The organism is Streptomyces sp. cf386 (assembly GCF_900103585.1).
Classification (GTDB): domain Bacteria; phylum Actinomycetota; class Actinomycetes; order Streptomycetales; family Streptomycetaceae; genus Streptomyces.
On sequence record NZ_FNHV01000021.1, the window covers coordinates 129,584 to 144,813 of the forward strand.

Below are 15,230 nucleotides of genomic sequence, written 5' to 3' on the forward strand. Positions count from 1 at the left end.
CTTGGGGCGGAGGGTGTTGTAACGGATTCTTGACGTACAGTTCCGGTCACGAACGGCAAGAGGAGGTAGTCTCCCCGACGTTGGCGGGTGTGACGTGCGCATTCAACCGTTCCAGAGCCGATCAACAACGGTCACGTGAAGACCTCGCGCGCCGTGTGACGCCCACGAAGGAGGCAACCCGGTGTCCACGAACGAGGTCGGCGCGCCCCGCCCGCGTCGGCTGCGCGGTTTCGCCGACCGCTGGGCCTTCCGGCGCAAACTCAACCTTCTGGTCGGCGTGCCGCTGACCGTGGTCGCGGTCCTCCTCGCCTACCTCATCACCCAGCAGATCGCGCAGTCGCGCAACGCGGCGGACGCCGCGCAACTGGTCCGTGAGAGCGTCGAGGTCGCCACACTCGTCGACCGGCTGGCCTCCGAGCACCAGCAGGCCATCCTGCTCTCCGTGCGGCACGAGACCACCGAGGGCGGCAAGCCCTCGTCCACCGCCTACCGCGTCGCGCAGTCCATGGTGGACGCCCAGATCGATCGGGTGCGCGACGCCTTCGGGGACCGGCTGCCAGAGACCGAGGCACAGGCCCTGAAGGGGGTCGAGGGCCTGAGCAGCCTGCGCGGCACCGTCGGGCAGGGGTATCTGCCCGCCGAGAGCATCGACCTGGCGTACGCCCACGCCTCCAAGGGCCTGATCGACGGCCTGGGACTGGACCACAACCCCGATCTCGCGACCACCTTCACCGGCAACCTGCTGGACTCGCTGCTGCGTGCGGGCGCCGCGCACAGCGCCTTCGAGACCGGTGTCTTCTCCGCCTCGACCGGTGACTCCAACGCGCTCATCGAGTTCATCGGCGCGATCGGCTCCTACGACGAGTACACCCACCAGGCCGACCGCTTCGCCCGGTTCGCCACCGAAGCACAGACCGCCCAGCTCAACGGGATCAAGTACACCGCCGCGCAGAACGTCATCAGCCGACAGTTCGCCGAGCTGCAGATCGACCCCGGCGCGGTGCAGGCCGATTCGCCCGCCGAGATCCGCAAGTCGCTCGCGGAGGCGCTCGACTCCTACCCCGCCTATCGCGACCAGGCCAAGACCCGGCTGGCGATCACCACGTCACTCATCGGCCAGATCGCCGACCGGGCGGACCGCGCCTCCGAGGAGGCCGCGCTGAACGCGCTCCTGCTACTGGGGCTCGCCGTGCTCGGCTTCGCCGTGTGGCTGGTCGTCGTGATGCTGGTCCGCCGCTCCGTGGTCCGGCCGGTGCAGGCCCTCACGGGTGCTGCGCGGCAGGTCGCCGACGTCGCCGAGCGCGAGCTGGCCCGGGTGGCCGACGACGACGCCGAGGACGACGGTCCGCCACGGCTGCACGAGATCCCGGTCGCGGCGCGCGACGAGATCGGCGAGCTCGCGAAGGTGTTCAACCAGGTGCAGACGACGGCGGTCGCGCTGCTGGAGCGGCAGGTGCTCAGCCGGCGCAACGTGGCCGAGATGTTCGGCAACGTGGGCCGCCGGGTCAGCAACCTGACGACCCGTCAGCTCGCCCTGATCGACGCGGTGGAACGGGGCGAGACCGACCCCGCGCTCCTGGAGCGCCTCTACTCCATCGACCACATCGCGGTACGTCTGCGCCGCAACGCCGACAGCCTGATGCTGCTCGCCGGCATCCACGAGGCGGACCTCGACGCCGGGCCCACCGCGCTGACCAACCTCGTCCGCGCCTCACTCGGCCAGATCGAGGGCTACCAGCGCGTGGAGCTGCGGGCGCGGACCGAGGCCATGGTGGAGCCCGAGGTCATCGGCGACCTCACGCTGATGGTGGCCGAACTCCTGGAGAACGCGGTGTCGTTCTCGCCGGAGGGCAGCCCCGTCGAGGTGACCGTGGCGAACGGCGAGCACGGCGGCACAGTGATCGTCGTCGCCGACCACGGCCTCGGCATGACCCCCGAGCGCCTCGACGCGGAGAACGCCCGCCTCATCCGCCGTGAGCGACTGGACCTGGTCCCGACGAAGGTCCTGGGCCTGTTCGTGGTCGGCGCGTTGGCCCGCCGGTGGGAGATCACGGTCACGCTGTCGCGCACGCCCGGTGGCGGTGTGACGGCCGAGGTGACGATACCGCCGTCGCTGCTGGTGACGGGGAGCACGACGGGGGCTACGGCGAAGGCGACGGCGGCGCTGGCGGCCGTGGCGGCGCGGGCGGCCGAAGAGACAACGCGTACGTCCGAAGAGACACCGCGTGCGGCCGAAGAGACACCGCGTGCCGCCCAGGCGATACACACGGCCAACGGCGCCCACACCTCTTCGGCCAACGGCCCGACGCCCGCCGCCACACAGCGGGATGCCGTACGGCCGGACAGCGCCGCGGACGGCGACGGAGTGCGGCCTCTCCCCCGCCGGGTCTCCCAGCGCGGAGCCGCTGCCGGCGAGGCGGCGGAGTCGGCCACCCCGGCTCCCGCGGACCACGCCCGCGCCGACCGGCCCGACCCGTCGCCCAGAGCCCGGGCCGACGAGAACTCCTCGGCGCACGCCGGCGGGACGGATCAGCCGCCCTCCTCCGCCGTCGGCCGCCCCCTCCGTCGCCGCGTCCGAGGCGCGACCCTCCGTACGCAGGTCGGCGTCCCCGCCCAGCCGTCGGCGGTGCGGCAGGGCGCGCGGGCCGTGGACGCGGACGCGGTGCGGGCCTCGATCGAGGAGTTCGAGTCCGCCGTGGAGCGCGCGCACCGCGACAGCCGGCACGGCGGCGATCGAGCGGGCACCGGAGAACCCTCCGCCACAGCCACATCCCCAACCCCCCAAGAGCAAGACCAGAACGACCCCCCGGAAGGAGCGGAGCAGTGAGCACGTCGACAGGTGGCACCCCGACGGGAGGCACCACGCCGGCCGAACTCCAGGCCGCCGCAGCCGACTTCACCTGGCTGCTTAATCGCTTCGCGACCGAGACCGCCGGCGTCGTGGACGCCATCGCCGTCTCGTCCGACGGACTGCTCATCGCCGTGTCCGAACTGCGGGAGCAGGCCGACTCCGAGCGGCTCGCCGCGATCGTCTCCGGCATCACCAGCCTGGCCGCCGGCGCGTCCGGCAACTACGGCCTCGGCGGCCTCAACAAGGTCATCATCGACCTGGAGGGCGGCCATGTCCTGGTCTCCGCGATCGGCAGCGGCGCCGTGCTCGGCGTCGTCACCGACAAGGAGGCCAAGCTGGGCAACATCGCGTACGAGATGACCGTGTTCGCCAACCGAGCCGGCGGCGCCCTCAGCCCGCAGCTCGTGCTGGAGCTGAAGAACAGCGTCGGCGCCGCGTCGGCCCGCTGACCGGGGCACCCGGTCGAGAAGAACGGACAAGCCCATGGCGGACGGCATCCCACCGCCGGACCCGAACGGCCCGGATCCGAACGGCCTGGATCCGAACGGTCCGGACACGGTCGGCCCCGCCTCCGCCGTGCGGCCGTTCCTGGTCACCGCCGGCCGGGTGGCGGCCGGCACCGACGGCCTGTCGATGCCCGTCGAGACCCAGGTGGTGGCCACCGCCGAGGGTCTCGACGCACTCGACGGGCTCGCCTTCGAACGGCACGACATCGTCGCCGTGTGCCGGCTGCCGCAGTCCCTCGCGGAGATCGCGGCCCGGCTGCGGCTGCACCTGAACGTGGTGCGCGTCCTCGCCGAGGACCTGCGCGCCGCGGGGCAGTTGACGGTGCACGTGCCCGACGCCGGCATCGTCCACGACTCTTCAGTCCTGCGCAGGGTCATCGAGGGCCTGCGTGCCATCCCCGACTCACGAGGGGTACTCAGTGACACCGACTGAACCGGCCACCGTCCCCGCCGAGCGGTCGGCCGTCGTACGCCCGCCGCTGCCGGTGAAGATGGTGATATCGGGCGGCTTCGGCGTGGGCAAGACCACCACGGTCGGCTCGATATCCGAGATCGAGCCGCTGACCACCGAGGCCGCCATCACAGAGGTCGCGGCGGGCGTGGACGACCTGACCCACACCCCGCGCAAGACCACGACCACCGTGGCCATGGACTTCGGCTGCCTCACCATCGACCCCACACTGAAGCTGTACCTGTTCGGCACGCCCGGCCAGGAGCGCTTCGGCTTCATGTGGGACGACATCGTCGAGGGCGCGGTCGGCGGCCTCGTCATCGTCGACACCCGCCGCCTCGACGACTGCTACGCCGCCGTCGACTACTTCGAGCACAAGGGCATCCCCTTCGCCGTCGCCGTCAACGCCTTCGACGGCAGGGTCGAACACACCCTGGACGAGGTCCGCTGGGCCCTCGACGTCACGGACGGCGTCCCGGTGCTGGTCTTCGACGCCCGCGAGCGGGGCTCGGTGAGGGACGCCCTCCTGGTCGTACTGGAACTGGCCCTGGCTCGCACGGAGACGCTCCGCTGAGAAGGCCGTGGTTCACCGCGGGCCGGTGGGGGCTGGTCGCGCAGTTCCCCGCGCCCCTTATGGGGCGCTCCTGCGCACGCCGGGAGAAACCGAGACCTTGGCCACCGCCCAAAACACCGCGAGCGTGGCCAGCGCCATCGCCGCGACCAGCGTCGCGCCGCCCACCACCTTCTCGTAGTCCTTCTGGTAGAGGCCGTCGATGATGTACCGCCCGAGGCCGCCGAAGCTGACGTACGCCGCGATGGTGGCCGTCGAGACGATCTGGATGGCCGCCGAGCGCAGGCCGCTGAGGATCAGTGGGAGGGCGACGGGCAGTTCGACCCGGAAGAGGACCGCGGTCTCGGCCATGCCCATGCCGCGGGCGGCGTCCACGGGCGCGGGGTCGACGGAGCGCATCGCCTCGTAGGTGGTGACGAGGATGGGCGGGATGGCGAGCACCACCAGGGGGATCATCACGGGGGCCATGCCCAGGCCCAGCAGGATGAACATCAGCACCATCAGGCCGAAGCTGGGCAGCGCCCGGGCGGAGGTGGCGATGAGGGCGAGCGTGTTGCCGCCCCGCCCGGTGTGGCCGGTGAGCAGGCCGATCGGCAGTCCGACCGCGGCGGCGATGCCGAGCGCCATCAGCGTGTACTGGAGGTGCTCGGCGAGCCGCGTCGGAATGCCGTCGTAGCCCTGCCAGTGGGCGTTGTCGCTGAAGAAGGAGTTGATGAAGTTCAGGACGTTCACCGGGCGGCCTCCTTCACGGCGAGCGTGCGCGAGTTCTTGCGGGTGCCGCGCGGCATCCAGGGCGTCAGCAGCACACGGAGGCCGATCAGTACGGCGTCCACGAGGATGGCGAGGACGGCCGTACCCACCACGGAGAGCCAGATCAGACGTGGCTGGTGGTAGATCATGCCGCTGTTGAGGAGGTTGCCGAGGGCTCCCGCGTTGCCGATCAGCATGCCGACGCTGACGAGGGACACGCTCGACACGCACGCCACCCGCAGTCCGGCGATGATCGCGGGCGCCGCGATCGGCAACTGCACCTGGACATAGCGTCGTACGGGTCCGAAGCCCATGGCGGTGGCGGCGGCCAGGGTCTCCTGCGGCACCGACCGCACGCCGTCCACGATCGCCGGGACGAGCACCACCAGGCTGTAGACGGCCAGCGGGATCATCACCGTGAGTTCGCTCAGGCCGGTGTAGTCGATGAGGATGACGAAGAAGGCGAGGGAAGGAATCGCGTACAGCACGGTCGTCACCCACAGCACGGGTGCGTACAGCCAGCGCACGCGCACGCAGAGCTGGGCGACGGGCAGCGCCACGAGCAGTCCGGCCAGCACCGGGATCAGTGCCTCGCGCAAGTGCAGTGCGACCAGTCCGAGATAGGTGTTCTGGAGGTCGCTGGGCATGTCGAAGAGTTCGCTCACGGCGCGACCTTCCGGGCCGTGTCGTCCGCGTTCCGCTCCGCGTGGGCGCCACGGATGGCCTCGCCGATGCTCTGCTGCGAGACGACCCCGGCGGCCCGCCCCTCCCCGTCCACGGCGACGGCCCATCCGGTGGGCGAGAGCACGGCGCAGTCGAGGGCGGCGCGCAGCGAGTCCGTACCGGCCACGAACGGGCGGCCGTACGGCAGCAGTCGCCCGGCCTCGATCTCCCCGGCGGTGAGGTCCTGCGGCTCGCTCCAGCCGAGGGGCCTGCCGTCCGGGCCGGTGACGAGGAGGTAGGGGGCGTCGCCCGAGCCGGCCGCGGCGATCCGCTCGGCGGTGGCGTCGACGGCGACGATCGGCTCGGTCAACAGCTCCAGGCCCGCCGAGGGGAAGAAGGACAGCCGCCGGATGCCGCGGTCGGCACCGAGGAAGTCCTCCACGAACGCGTCGGCGGGGTGGGAGAGCAGCTCGGCGGGCGGCGCGAACTGGGCGAGATGGCCTCCGGTGCGCATCACGGCGACCATCGTGCCGAGCTTGACGGCCTCGTCGATGTCGTGGGTGACGAAGACAATGGTCTTGCCCAACTCCTCCTGGATGCGCAGGAGTTCGTCCTGCAGCCCCTTGCGCACCACGGGGTCCACGGCCGAGAACGGCTCGTCCATCAGGAGCACCGGCGGATCCGCCGCGAGCGCCCGCGCCACGCCGACGCGCTGCTGCTGACCGCCGGAGAGCTGGTAGGGGTACCGCTTGGCGAGCGCCCCGTCGAGCCCCACCCGCTCCATCAGCTCACGCGCCCGCGCCCGGGACTTCTCCTTGCCCCACCCCAGCATGCGGGGCACGGTGGCGATGTTGTCGAGGATCGTGCGGTGCTGGAAGAGACCGGCGTTCTGGATGACGTAACCCATGGACCGGCGCAGCGTGTTGACGGGCTGCTGCCGGCTGTCCACGCCGTCGATGAGGATGGTGCCCTCGCTGGGCTCGACCATCCGGTTGATCATCCGCAGCGTGGTCGTCTTCCCGCAGCCCGACGGCCCCACGAGCACGGTGATCGAGCGGTCGGGTATCTCCAGCGTCAGCCGGTCGACCGCCACCGTGCCGTCCGGATACCGCTTGGTGACTGAATCTATCCGTATCAAAGCGCCGAATACCCTTCGGGTCTGGCAGATTTCGCCCGCTTTCGACCACGGGCCCGGCCATTGAGGGCCGAGTCTAGACGGCTTGTGTTGCGGGACTTCTGCCGGTGCGCGACGGCGCTCACTGTGCCCCACCTGTGAGTCCGCTGATTCTCACCCTCCCCTCAGGACGGCCTCAGGGATCCCCCAGAAGCGCGCCCGATGGTCACTGCCATGACGACTCTCGCCCCCTCGCCCGCGCCCGTCCGGAGCACCGGCCCCCGCCGGTTGTTCACCGGCCCCCCGCAGGACCCCCGTTGGGCCCGCCCCGCGTTCTGGGCGGTGCTGGTCCTCGCCACTGCTCTGTACGCCTGGAACCTGTCCTCCGTCACCGGCAACACCTTCTACAACGCGGCCGTCTACAGCGGCACCCAGAGCTGGAAGGCGTTCTTCTTCGGCGCGCTGGACGCCGGGAGCTTCATCACCGTCGACAAACCCCCGTTCGCGCTGTGGGCGATGGGCCTGTCGGCCCGCGTCCTCGGCTACGGCACCTGGCAGTTGATGCTGCCGATGGTCGCGGTGGGCGTCGGCTCGGTGGCGCTGCTGTACCGGATGGTCAAGCGGGACTTCGGAGTCGTCGCGGCGACCATCGCCGCGCTGGTGCTCACCCTCACCCCGATCACCGTCGCCATCAGCCGGGACACCAACCCCGACCCGATCCTGGTCTTCCTGATGCTGCTCGGCGCCGCCGCGCTGGCGAAGTCCGTGCGCACCGGGCGGCTGATGCCGCTGGTGTGGTCGGGGGTGGCGATCGGGTTCGCGTTCAACACGAAGATGATGCAGGCGTACGTCGTCCTGCCCGCGTTCTTCCTGGTGTACCTGTGGGCCGCGAACGCCTCCCTGGGCCGGCGGATCCGCAATCTCGCCGTCGGCACGGTCGCGTTGGTGGTGAGCAGCGCCTGGTGGATGGTGGTCGTCGATCTCGTCCCCGCCTCGTCGCGCCCGTACATCGGCGGGTCCACCGACAACACGGTCTGGGACCTGGTCATCGGCTACAACGGCTTCGGCCGGATCTTCGGGGCGAGTTCGTCGGTGGGCTCGCAGGGCAACGGCGCGAGCTTCGGCGGCGAGGCCGGGCTGTACCGGATGTTCAACGAGATCATGGGCGGCCAGATCTCCTGGCTGATCCCGTTCGCGCTGATCGCGCTCGTCGGCGGTCTGGTGCTGCGCGGCCGAGCGCCCCGGACGGACGCCAAGCGGGCGGCGCTCATGCTGTGGGGCGGCTGGTTCGTCCTGCACTACCTGACCTTCGCCCTCGCCGAGGGCACCTTCCACCCGTACTACGTCACCGCCATGGCGCCGGGTATCGCGGCCCTGGTCGGTATCGGCGCGGTGATGCTGTACCGGGCGTTCGTGGAGGGGTCGGCGGCCAAGTGGGGTTGGGTGCTGCCGGGTGCCGTCGCCGTGAGCGCGGTGTGGGCGGTCGTGCTGCTGGAGCGGGTCTCCGGTTCCGGGACGCTGTACACCGTCGCGGAGATCGTGGTCGGGGTCGCGGGTGCGGTCGCCGTACTCGGGCTGCTCGCCGGGCGGTTCCTGAAGCGGCGGCGGCTGATCGGGGTCGCGGCGCTGGCGGCGGCCGTGGCCCTGCTGGCCGGTCCTGCCGCGTACTCGGTGTCGGCGGCGACGACCGCGAGCACCAACGGGACCAATCCGACGGCCGGTCCGAGCACCGGTGGCGGCATGGGCGGCGGTGAGCGGCCCAGTGGCAGTGCGCCGACCGGTGCGGCGCCCAGCGGGGCCACGTCCAGCGAGAACGCCTCCGGCGAGACCGCACCGAGCGGTGACGGTCAGTCGGGCAGCAGCGACCGTACCGGTGGCGGTGGCCAGGCGGGCGGCCGCACCCAGGTCACCTCCGAGATGATCACGTACCTCAAGAAGAACCAGGACGGCGCCACCTGGCTGGTCGCGGTGGCCACCGACCAGACGGCCTCCTCGATCATCCTGGAGTCCGGTGAGCCGGTGATCTCGATGGGCGGCTGGTCCGGCAGCGACGAGGCGATGACCCTCGCCAAGCTCAAGAGCCTGGTGAAGGCGGGCAAGCTGCACTACATCGTGATCAGCGACAGCGGCCAGGGCAGCACGAACTCCGAGATCTCGACCTGGGTCAAGAAGAACGGCACGGCGGTGAGCGACTACAGCGGGCTGTACCGCCTGGACGCCTCCGACGTCGGGTGACGGGACATCCCAGGAGGACGGCGACGGCACCATGCCCAAGGACATGGTGCCGTCGCCGCTTCGGTCGCAGCTTGAGCCGGTTACGCCGCCCGCGCCTGTGCGGACGCCGCCGGAAAGCCCTCCGTACGGAGAACCCGCCGCTCGGCGTCCACCGCGAACACCTCGCAGCCCTCCCGCGAGGCGGCCCACTCGGCACCCTCCGCGCCCATCGCGAACGCGGCGGTCGCCACGGTGTCCGCCACGGTCAGGGAGGACGCCACGACGGACAGGGACAGCAGCCCCGTCGCCGGACGCCCGGTGCGGCCGTCGACGATGTGGTCGCCGCGCTCGTAGCGCGCCGACGTCGCGATCGCCCCGTCGGTGAGCTCGGCCACCACGCACACCTTGTCGGCCTGCTCGGGGTGCCGTACCCCCACCCGCCAGGGCCCGCCGGAGGCGACCACGTCGCCCCCGGCGTTGAGGACGAAGCGCCGCGCTCCCGCCGCCGTCAGCAGGTCGGCGGCCCGCTGCACGGACCAGCCCTTCACCACCGCGCATGGATCGAGCCCGCGCCCAGGGAGCCGTACGTCGAACGCGCCGCCGGTGGCGACCCGGTACTCCTCGCACAGCCCCAGCACCTCGTCGAGGTCCGCGCTGATGTCACCGCGCGCGATCTCGCCCCGGTCCAGCCGGCAGACCTCGCTGTCGGCCTTGAACGGGCTGAACCGGGCGTCGACCTCGCGCAGCCATGCGAACACGGCGTCCGCGGTCTCCTCGCCCACGTGCGCGTCGTCGACCCGCAGCGAGACCGGGAACCCCATGACGTGTTCGACTCGGTGCATGATCAGCCCTTCGCGTCGATCGCGGCCTGGAGGGACTCCTTGTAGCCGTCGCTGGTGATCGTCGCACCGGAGACGGTGTCGATGTCCGCGCTCTGTGCCTCCAGCGTCTCCGCGACCAGCTTCGGCACCGCGGCAGTCGTCTGCGGGTGGTTCGGCTGCTGGAGCATCTTCACCGAGGCGATCTTGTCGCCCTCGAAGGTCACCTGGACCTGCACGGGGCCCTTGTCGGTGTTGACCGTCGTGCCGTCGACCGTCTGGGCCGCCGATTCGGCGGACGCCGAGGCCGAAGGAGAGGAGGCGGACGAGGACGCCGACTCCGCGTTGGCGTCGATCGCGGCCTGGAGGGACTCCTTGTAGCCGTCGCTGGTGATCGTCGCACCGGAGACGGTGTCGATGTCCGCGCTCTGTGCCTCAAGGGTCTCGGCGACCAGCTTCGGCACGGCGGCCGTCGTCTGCGGGTGGTTCGGCTGCTGGAGCATCTTCACAGCCGTGATCTTGGTCCCCGCGAAGGTCACCTGGACCTGCACGGGACCCTTGTCGGTCTGCACGGTCGAGCCCTTGACGACCGTGCTGCCGGACCCCGCATCGGCGGAGGAGGACGCCGAGGGCGTCGAGGCGGGCGCGGCGGTCTCGACGGCCGTGCCCAGGGACGGCTCGTAGAGCCAGACCGGGACCAGACCGGCGATGCTGAGGACCAGGACGGGTATGGCGCGCTTCACTGTGTTCTTCCTCGTCCTTCTCAGCCGGCCAGGCTGAAACGCTCGAAGTGGACCTGCTGCTTGGGCACGCCCAGCTCGCGCAGGCTGCCGATGACCGCGTTCATCATGGGCGGCGGTCCGCACAGGAAGACATCCCGGTTCGTGATGTCCGGAACGAGTCGCTCCAGCTCGGCCGGGGCGAGCTTGTCCGGCGTGACCGGGCCGGTCACCAGGTGCAGCTCGGCGCCCTTGGCGTGGGCCAGTTCCACCAGCTCGCCGTAGAGGACCGCGTCCCGGTCCGAGGCGACGCGGTAGATCACGACCGCATGGCCGTGCAGCTCCTCAAGCAGCGCCCGGATCGGGGTGACGCCGACGCCGCCCGCGATGAGCACGGCCTCCGGCCGGGTGCGGTGCAGCGCGGTGAAGGCGCCGTAGGGGCCCTCGGCGAAGACGCGCGTGCCGACCTTCATGTGCCTGAGGGCTGCCGAGCCGTCGCCGGCCGCCTTGGCGGTGAGCCGCAGCCGGTTGCCGTCGGGGGCGGCCGACAGGGAGAAGGGGTTGGCCTGCCACCAGCGGTCCTTGGTCAGGAACCGCCACAGGAAGAACTGGCCGGCCCGGGCGGGCAGCTTGTCCAGGTCACGGCCGGTGATGTAGATGGAGACCACGTTGTCGGACTCGGGGACGACGGCCGAGACCCGGAACTGGTGGCGCCAGTTGCGCCACAACGGCAGGACCAGCCGGCCGACGAGGACGGCGCCGAGGGCCACGCCCCAGACCCCGTACCAGTACGCCGTGGCGACGGAGGACGAGGTGAAGGACGTACCGACCGCGACCTGGTGCGTGAACGCCAGGACGACGGCGACGTAGGTGTACAGGTGGATGAAGTGCCACGTCTCGTACGCCAGCCGACGCCGCGCGAACCGGGCCGACACCACGCCGATCACGATGATGATCCCGAGCGCGACGACGGCACGCAGCACGCCCTCGACCGTCTCGGCGAGGTCGATCAGCTGGTTCACCGGGTCCAGCGAGGACGACTCGGCGTAGCCGAAGGTGATGAACACGGCGTGCGCGAGGAGGGCCCACAGGACGCTGAAGCCGGTCCAGCGGTGCCAGGAGGTCAGCCGGTCCATGCCGATCCGGGTGTCCAGCCAGGGCAGCCGGGCCACCAGTAGCAGCTGGAAGGCCATGAGCAGGGCGCCGAACAGGCCGGTGAGGCGGCCGAGCACGATGAGTGTGTTCGAGGCGAAGCCGGCGGCGAAGAAGAAGTAGAGCACCACGGCAACGTTCGCGGCGAGCACGGCGTACAGACCCGTGCGGGCGACCACCCTGGGGCGTATCGCCGTGGGGGGCGCAGGGGGCGATTGGACGGTCGTCACGGGCGACAGCTCCTTGATCTGGTCTGTGGCTTCCGAGCTTGTCCGCAGGCAGCTGTCGAAAAGCTGTCGTTGTTCTTTCAAGTGGTTATCGATGTGGTCGCGGCCCCCTACCCGCCCCCGGTGATCGTCGCCGGGTGCCGCACTATGAACGGGTGGAGAAAGTACGCCTGCTGGTCGTGGACGACGACCCGCCCATCGCCGACCTCGTCGCGACGGTCGCCCGCTACGAGGGCTGGGCGGCGGTCACCGCGAATTCCGGTGAGGAGGCGCTGCGGCTGGCCGCCGAGTTCCATCCGGACATCGTGGTACTGGACCTCATGTTGCCCGACGTGGACGGCTTCGGCGTCCTGGACCGGCTGCGCGGCGCCGGGACGATGGTGCCCGTGGTGTTCCTGACCGCCCGTGACGGGGTCGCCGACCGGGTGGCCGGGCTGACCCGGGGCGGTGACGACTACCTGGTCAAACCGTTCGCGGTGGAGGAGCTGATGGCCCGGCTGCGGACCGTGCTGCGGCGCAGCGCCGGGCCCGCGTTCCAGCGTTCCGTCCTTCGGGTGGCGGACCTGACGATGGACGAGGACACCCGCGAGGTGCGCCGCGGCGACAAGCTGCTCACCCTCACGCCGACCGAGTACGAGGTGCTGCGCTATCTGATGCGCAAGTCACCGACCGTGCTGACCAAGGCACAGATCCTCGACCATGTGTGGGAGTACGGCTTCGGTGGCCGCTCCAACGTCGTGGAGCTGGTCGTCAGCCGGCTGCGCCGCAAGCTCGACGACACCGGCTCGCCGCTGATCCACACGGTGCGCGGCTTCGGGTATGTGATCCGGCAGGCGGCCGAGTGATCGGGCGGCTGCGGCGGACGTACGGCAGACTTCGGCTGGGTACCAGGCTCGCGCTGGGTCTCGGCGGGCTGTCGCTGGTGGTGTTCGCCGTCGTCGGCACGGCCCTGACGACGTACATGCGGGACTATCTGTCGGCCCAGCTCGACACGCAGCTGGCGCAGGGCCAGATCGCCCAGTCCAAGAGCATCGCGGACTACGGCACGCTCTCGGGCAAGAAGTACTACAGCTGGTTCTACGCCGTGTACGACGTCTCGGACGGCAAGCCCGTGCTGCGCAGGCCCGAGGACCCCGGCGACCTGCCGGAGGACGTCGACGACTTCACCGAAGTGGCACGGGCGCAGACCGCCGCGAACACGGAGGTCCTGCGGACCCAGCACCTCCGGGGCAAGGGCGAGTTCCGGCTGCGGGCCTGTGAGGTCGAGCCCGGCGTGGTCCTGGTCAGCGCCGCGCCCATGGAGGACATCGAGGACACCGTGGGCCAGCTGATCACGATCCAGGTGGTCACCTTCGGGCTCGCGCTGCTCGCCCTCGTGGTGTTCGGACGGCAGATGCTGCGGCGGGGCCTGCAGCCGCTCAGCGACATGGCGCACACCGCCCACGACATCACCTCGCACGACCTGACGGACTCGGCACGGCTGACGGTGCGGCACGCCAGGCGCGGCGGCGGGCCCGAGGTCGAGGAGTTGCGGACCGCGTTCAACACGATGCTGGAGCACATCGACGACTCGCTCGCGGTGCGGGCGGAGGCGGAGCAGCGGCTGCGCCGCTTCGTGGCGGACGCCTCGCACGAGCTGCGTACGCCTCTGATGTCGGTACGGGGCTACGCCGACCTCTTCCAGTACGCGGCCGCCAACGCCCCCGAGGAGCGCGACAAGCACCTGGCGCGGCTGCGGGCGGAAGCCGCCCGGATGGGCTTCCTCCTCGACGACCTGCTGCTGCTCGCCCGCCTGGACGCCGCGGAGGTGGAGACGCCGCTGCGGCCGCAGGAGGCGGATCTGGTGGAGCTGGTCGCCCAGGCGGCGGACGCGTTCCGGGTCACCCACGCCGACCACCCGCTGAGAGTGGCCCCCGGCCCCGGCTCCCTGAAGCTGCGCCTGGACCCCCAGCGCATCCGTCAGGTCCTGGACAACCTGCTCACCAACGCGGCGGTGCACACGCCGACCGGCACGGAGGTGTCCGTGGCGGTGTCGGTGGCGAACGGCACGGCGCAGGTGCGGATCGCCGACGCCGGCCCGGGCATCCCGCCCGCCGACCGGCAACGGGTCTTCGACCGCTTCTACCGGGTCGACAAGGCGCGCAGCAGGGACCGGGGCGGGAGCGGGCTGGGGCTGGCGGTCGCGCAGTCCCTGGTGCACGCCCACGGCGGCAGGATCGACCTGACGAGCGAGCCGGGGGCGACGGTGTTCACGGTGACGGTTCCGTTGGCGGTGGACCGGGGGCGCGAGGCCGGCGCGGACGGGTGAGGCGCGGGGCTCCAGGGCCTGGTGGGTTGGTGAACGCCAAGCAGACAAGCTAAGGTTAGCCTTACCTAAGTCGAAAGGTCGCCATGTCTGCTGCCACCTGCCCTGAGCCGACGCCCGCCGAGCGTGCCCGCTCGGTGCTCTCGGCGGCCGGCTCACTGACCGTCACCACGCACGGCCATCGCGTCGAGCTGATCGGCCTGCACACCGTCGACGCCGCCGCACGACTGCTCCTGCAGAACCCGCCGGACGCCCTCCCCCACACTCGGCTTCGCTCGAGCGGGGGGACCTCCATCGCCGCCGAGCTCGCGATGGCACCGCACGGCGATCTGGCCGCCCTCGTGGAGTTCACCGACATCGCCCCCGTCGCCGTACGCGAACGGGTGCGCGCCCGGCTGACGCTGGGCGGCTGGCTCAGCGCCCTCGGCCCGAAGGCCCTGGTGTTCCACCCGGCGCGGGCCGTCCTCACGGAGGACGACGGGACGACCATCATCGGCCTCGACGAACTGACCCTGGCCTCCCCCGACCCGCTGGCCACCCACGAGGCGGAGATGCTGGCCCGGCTGGACGCGACCCACGCCGACACCGTGGCCCCGCTCGCCCGTCTGCTCCCGCCCCGGCTGCAGCTCGGCGCGACGTGCGTACGGCCGCTGCGGCTCGACCGGCACGGTCTGGTGCTGCGCGTGGAGACACCGGACACGCACCACGACGCCCGCCTGCCCTTCGCCGCCCCGGCCGGCCACCCGGGAGAGGCCGTGCGCCAGTTCCACCTGCTGCTCTCCCAGGCCACCGCCCGGCCGCGCCGCCGACGCCTGCCGACCTCGCAGTAGGCAGGGGCGCGCACCCCCAAGACCGCCGACCTCCGGGCCCCTCGCCGAGGACTTCCCGT

Annotated in this window: 14 protein-coding genes; 8 read left to right on the forward strand and 6 right to left on the reverse strand. The window is 71.2% G+C overall.

Annotated elements, in window-relative coordinates; all coding sequences use genetic code 11:
* Positions 1 to 181: 181 nt before the first annotated feature.
* Genes BLU79_RS38745 through BLU79_RS38760 form a run of 4 tightly spaced genes read left to right on the forward strand, consistent with a single transcriptional unit; the run spans position 182 to position 4,382 of the window.
* A complete protein-coding gene (locus tag BLU79_RS38745; RefSeq protein ID WP_093910712.1) occupies positions 182 to 2,827 on the forward strand; it encodes a sensor histidine kinase in 2,646 nt (881 codons plus the stop codon).
* Complete coding sequence (locus tag BLU79_RS38750) at positions 2,824 to 3,300, forward strand: roadblock/LC7 domain-containing protein (protein ID WP_093910713.1); 477 nt, start codon at positions 2,824 to 2,826, stop codon at positions 3,298 to 3,300. Before BLU79_RS38745 ends, BLU79_RS38750 begins: the two co-directional genes overlap by 4 nt.
* A gap of 34 nt (positions 3,301 to 3,334) precedes the next feature.
* On the forward strand, positions 3,335 to 3,790 hold the full coding sequence (locus tag BLU79_RS38755) for a DUF742 domain-containing protein (RefSeq protein ID WP_093910714.1): 456 nt from the start codon (positions 3,335 to 3,337) through the stop codon (positions 3,788 to 3,790).
* Positions 3,777 to 4,382, forward strand: a complete 606-nt coding sequence (locus tag BLU79_RS38760; protein WP_093910715.1) for a GTP-binding protein — start codon at positions 3,777 to 3,779, stop codon at positions 4,380 to 4,382. Before BLU79_RS38755 ends, BLU79_RS38760 begins: the two co-directional genes overlap by 14 nt.
* 57 nt (positions 4,383 to 4,439) lie before the next feature.
* On the opposite strand, the gene BLU79_RS38765 is transcribed toward BLU79_RS38760, so the two are convergent.
* The 3 genes from BLU79_RS38765 to BLU79_RS38775 are packed head-to-tail and all read right to left on the reverse strand — an operon-like array spanning position 4,440 to position 6,930.
* A complete protein-coding gene (locus tag BLU79_RS38765; protein WP_093910716.1) occupies positions 4,440 to 5,111 on the reverse strand; it encodes an ABC transporter permease in 672 nt (223 codons plus the stop codon).
* The gene (locus BLU79_RS38770) at positions 5,108 to 5,794 is read right to left on the reverse strand and encodes an ABC transporter permease (RefSeq protein ID WP_093910717.1); all 687 of its coding nucleotides are present in this window, start codon (positions 5,792 to 5,794) and stop codon (positions 5,108 to 5,110) included. The genes BLU79_RS38765 and BLU79_RS38770 overlap by 4 nt, the downstream gene beginning before the upstream one ends.
* Positions 5,791 to 6,930, reverse strand: coding sequence for an ABC transporter ATP-binding protein (locus BLU79_RS38775; protein ID WP_093910718.1), 1,140 nt, complete (start codon positions 6,928 to 6,930; stop codon positions 5,791 to 5,793). Before BLU79_RS38775 ends, BLU79_RS38770 begins: the two co-directional genes overlap by 4 nt.
* A gap of 210 nt (positions 6,931 to 7,140) precedes the next feature.
* On the opposite strand from BLU79_RS38775, the gene BLU79_RS38780 reads away from it, so the two are divergent.
* Entirely contained in the window at positions 7,141 to 9,141 is a 2,001-nt protein-coding gene (locus tag BLU79_RS38780; protein ID WP_093910744.1) for an ArnT family glycosyltransferase, read from the forward strand.
* Between the two features lie 80 nt (positions 9,142 to 9,221).
* Here the strand turns inward: BLU79_RS38780 and BLU79_RS38785 are convergent, their stop codons facing one another.
* From BLU79_RS38785 to BLU79_RS38795, 3 genes are read right to left on the reverse strand one after another with little or no spacing between them, the layout of a single operon-like run.
* Positions 9,222 to 9,962 carry an FAD:protein FMN transferase gene (locus BLU79_RS38785; RefSeq protein WP_093910719.1) on the reverse strand — a complete coding sequence of 247 codons (741 nt, stop codon included), beginning with the start codon at positions 9,960 to 9,962 and terminating at the stop codon, positions 9,222 to 9,224.
* Positions 9,963 to 9,964: 2 nt separating this feature from the next.
* Positions 9,965 to 10,681 (reverse strand): FMN-binding protein, encoded by a 717-nt coding sequence (locus BLU79_RS38790; RefSeq protein WP_093910720.1) that lies wholly within the window; start codon positions 10,679 to 10,681, stop codon positions 9,965 to 9,967.
* A 20-nt stretch (positions 10,682 to 10,701) separates the two neighbouring features.
* Positions 10,702 to 12,039, reverse strand: a complete 1,338-nt coding sequence (locus BLU79_RS38795) for a ferredoxin reductase family protein (protein ID WP_177001339.1) — start codon at positions 12,037 to 12,039, stop codon at positions 10,702 to 10,704.
* Between the two features lie 152 nt (positions 12,040 to 12,191).
* On the opposite strand from BLU79_RS38795, the gene BLU79_RS38800 reads away from it, so the two are divergent.
* The 3 genes from BLU79_RS38800 to BLU79_RS38810 all read left to right on the forward strand — a co-directional run bounded on the left by BLU79_RS38800 (position 12,192) and on the right by BLU79_RS38810 (position 15,171).
* Positions 12,192 to 12,881, forward strand: coding sequence for a response regulator transcription factor (locus BLU79_RS38800; RefSeq protein ID WP_093910722.1), 690 nt, complete (start codon positions 12,192 to 12,194; stop codon positions 12,879 to 12,881).
* Entirely contained in the window at positions 12,878 to 14,344 is a 1,467-nt protein-coding gene (locus BLU79_RS38805; protein WP_093910723.1) for a sensor histidine kinase, read from the forward strand. Before BLU79_RS38800 ends, BLU79_RS38805 begins: the two co-directional genes overlap by 4 nt.
* An 83-nt stretch (positions 14,345 to 14,427) precedes the next feature.
* Entirely contained in the window at positions 14,428 to 15,171 is a 744-nt protein-coding gene (locus BLU79_RS38810; RefSeq protein WP_093910724.1) for a DUF2470 domain-containing protein, read from the forward strand.
* The last annotated feature ends 59 nt before the right edge of the window (positions 15,172 to 15,230 follow it).

Bases quoted from the DNA above. Each gene is read 5' to 3' on its own strand.
- BLU79_RS38755 (WP_093910714.1), top strand. From the start codon at position 3,335: ATGGCGGACGGCATCCCACCGCCGGACCCGAACGGCCCGGATCCGAAC.
- BLU79_RS38780 (WP_093910744.1), top strand. From the start codon at position 7,141: ATGACGACTCTCGCCCCCTCGCCCGCGCCCGTCCGGAGCACCGGCCCC.
- BLU79_RS38810 (WP_093910724.1), top strand. From the start codon at position 14,428: ATGTCTGCTGCCACCTGCCCTGAGCCGACGCCCGCCGAGCGTGCCCGC.
- BLU79_RS38785 (WP_093910719.1), bottom strand. From the start codon at position 9,962: ATGCACCGAGTCGAACACGTCATGGGGTTCCCGGTCTCGCTGCGGGTC.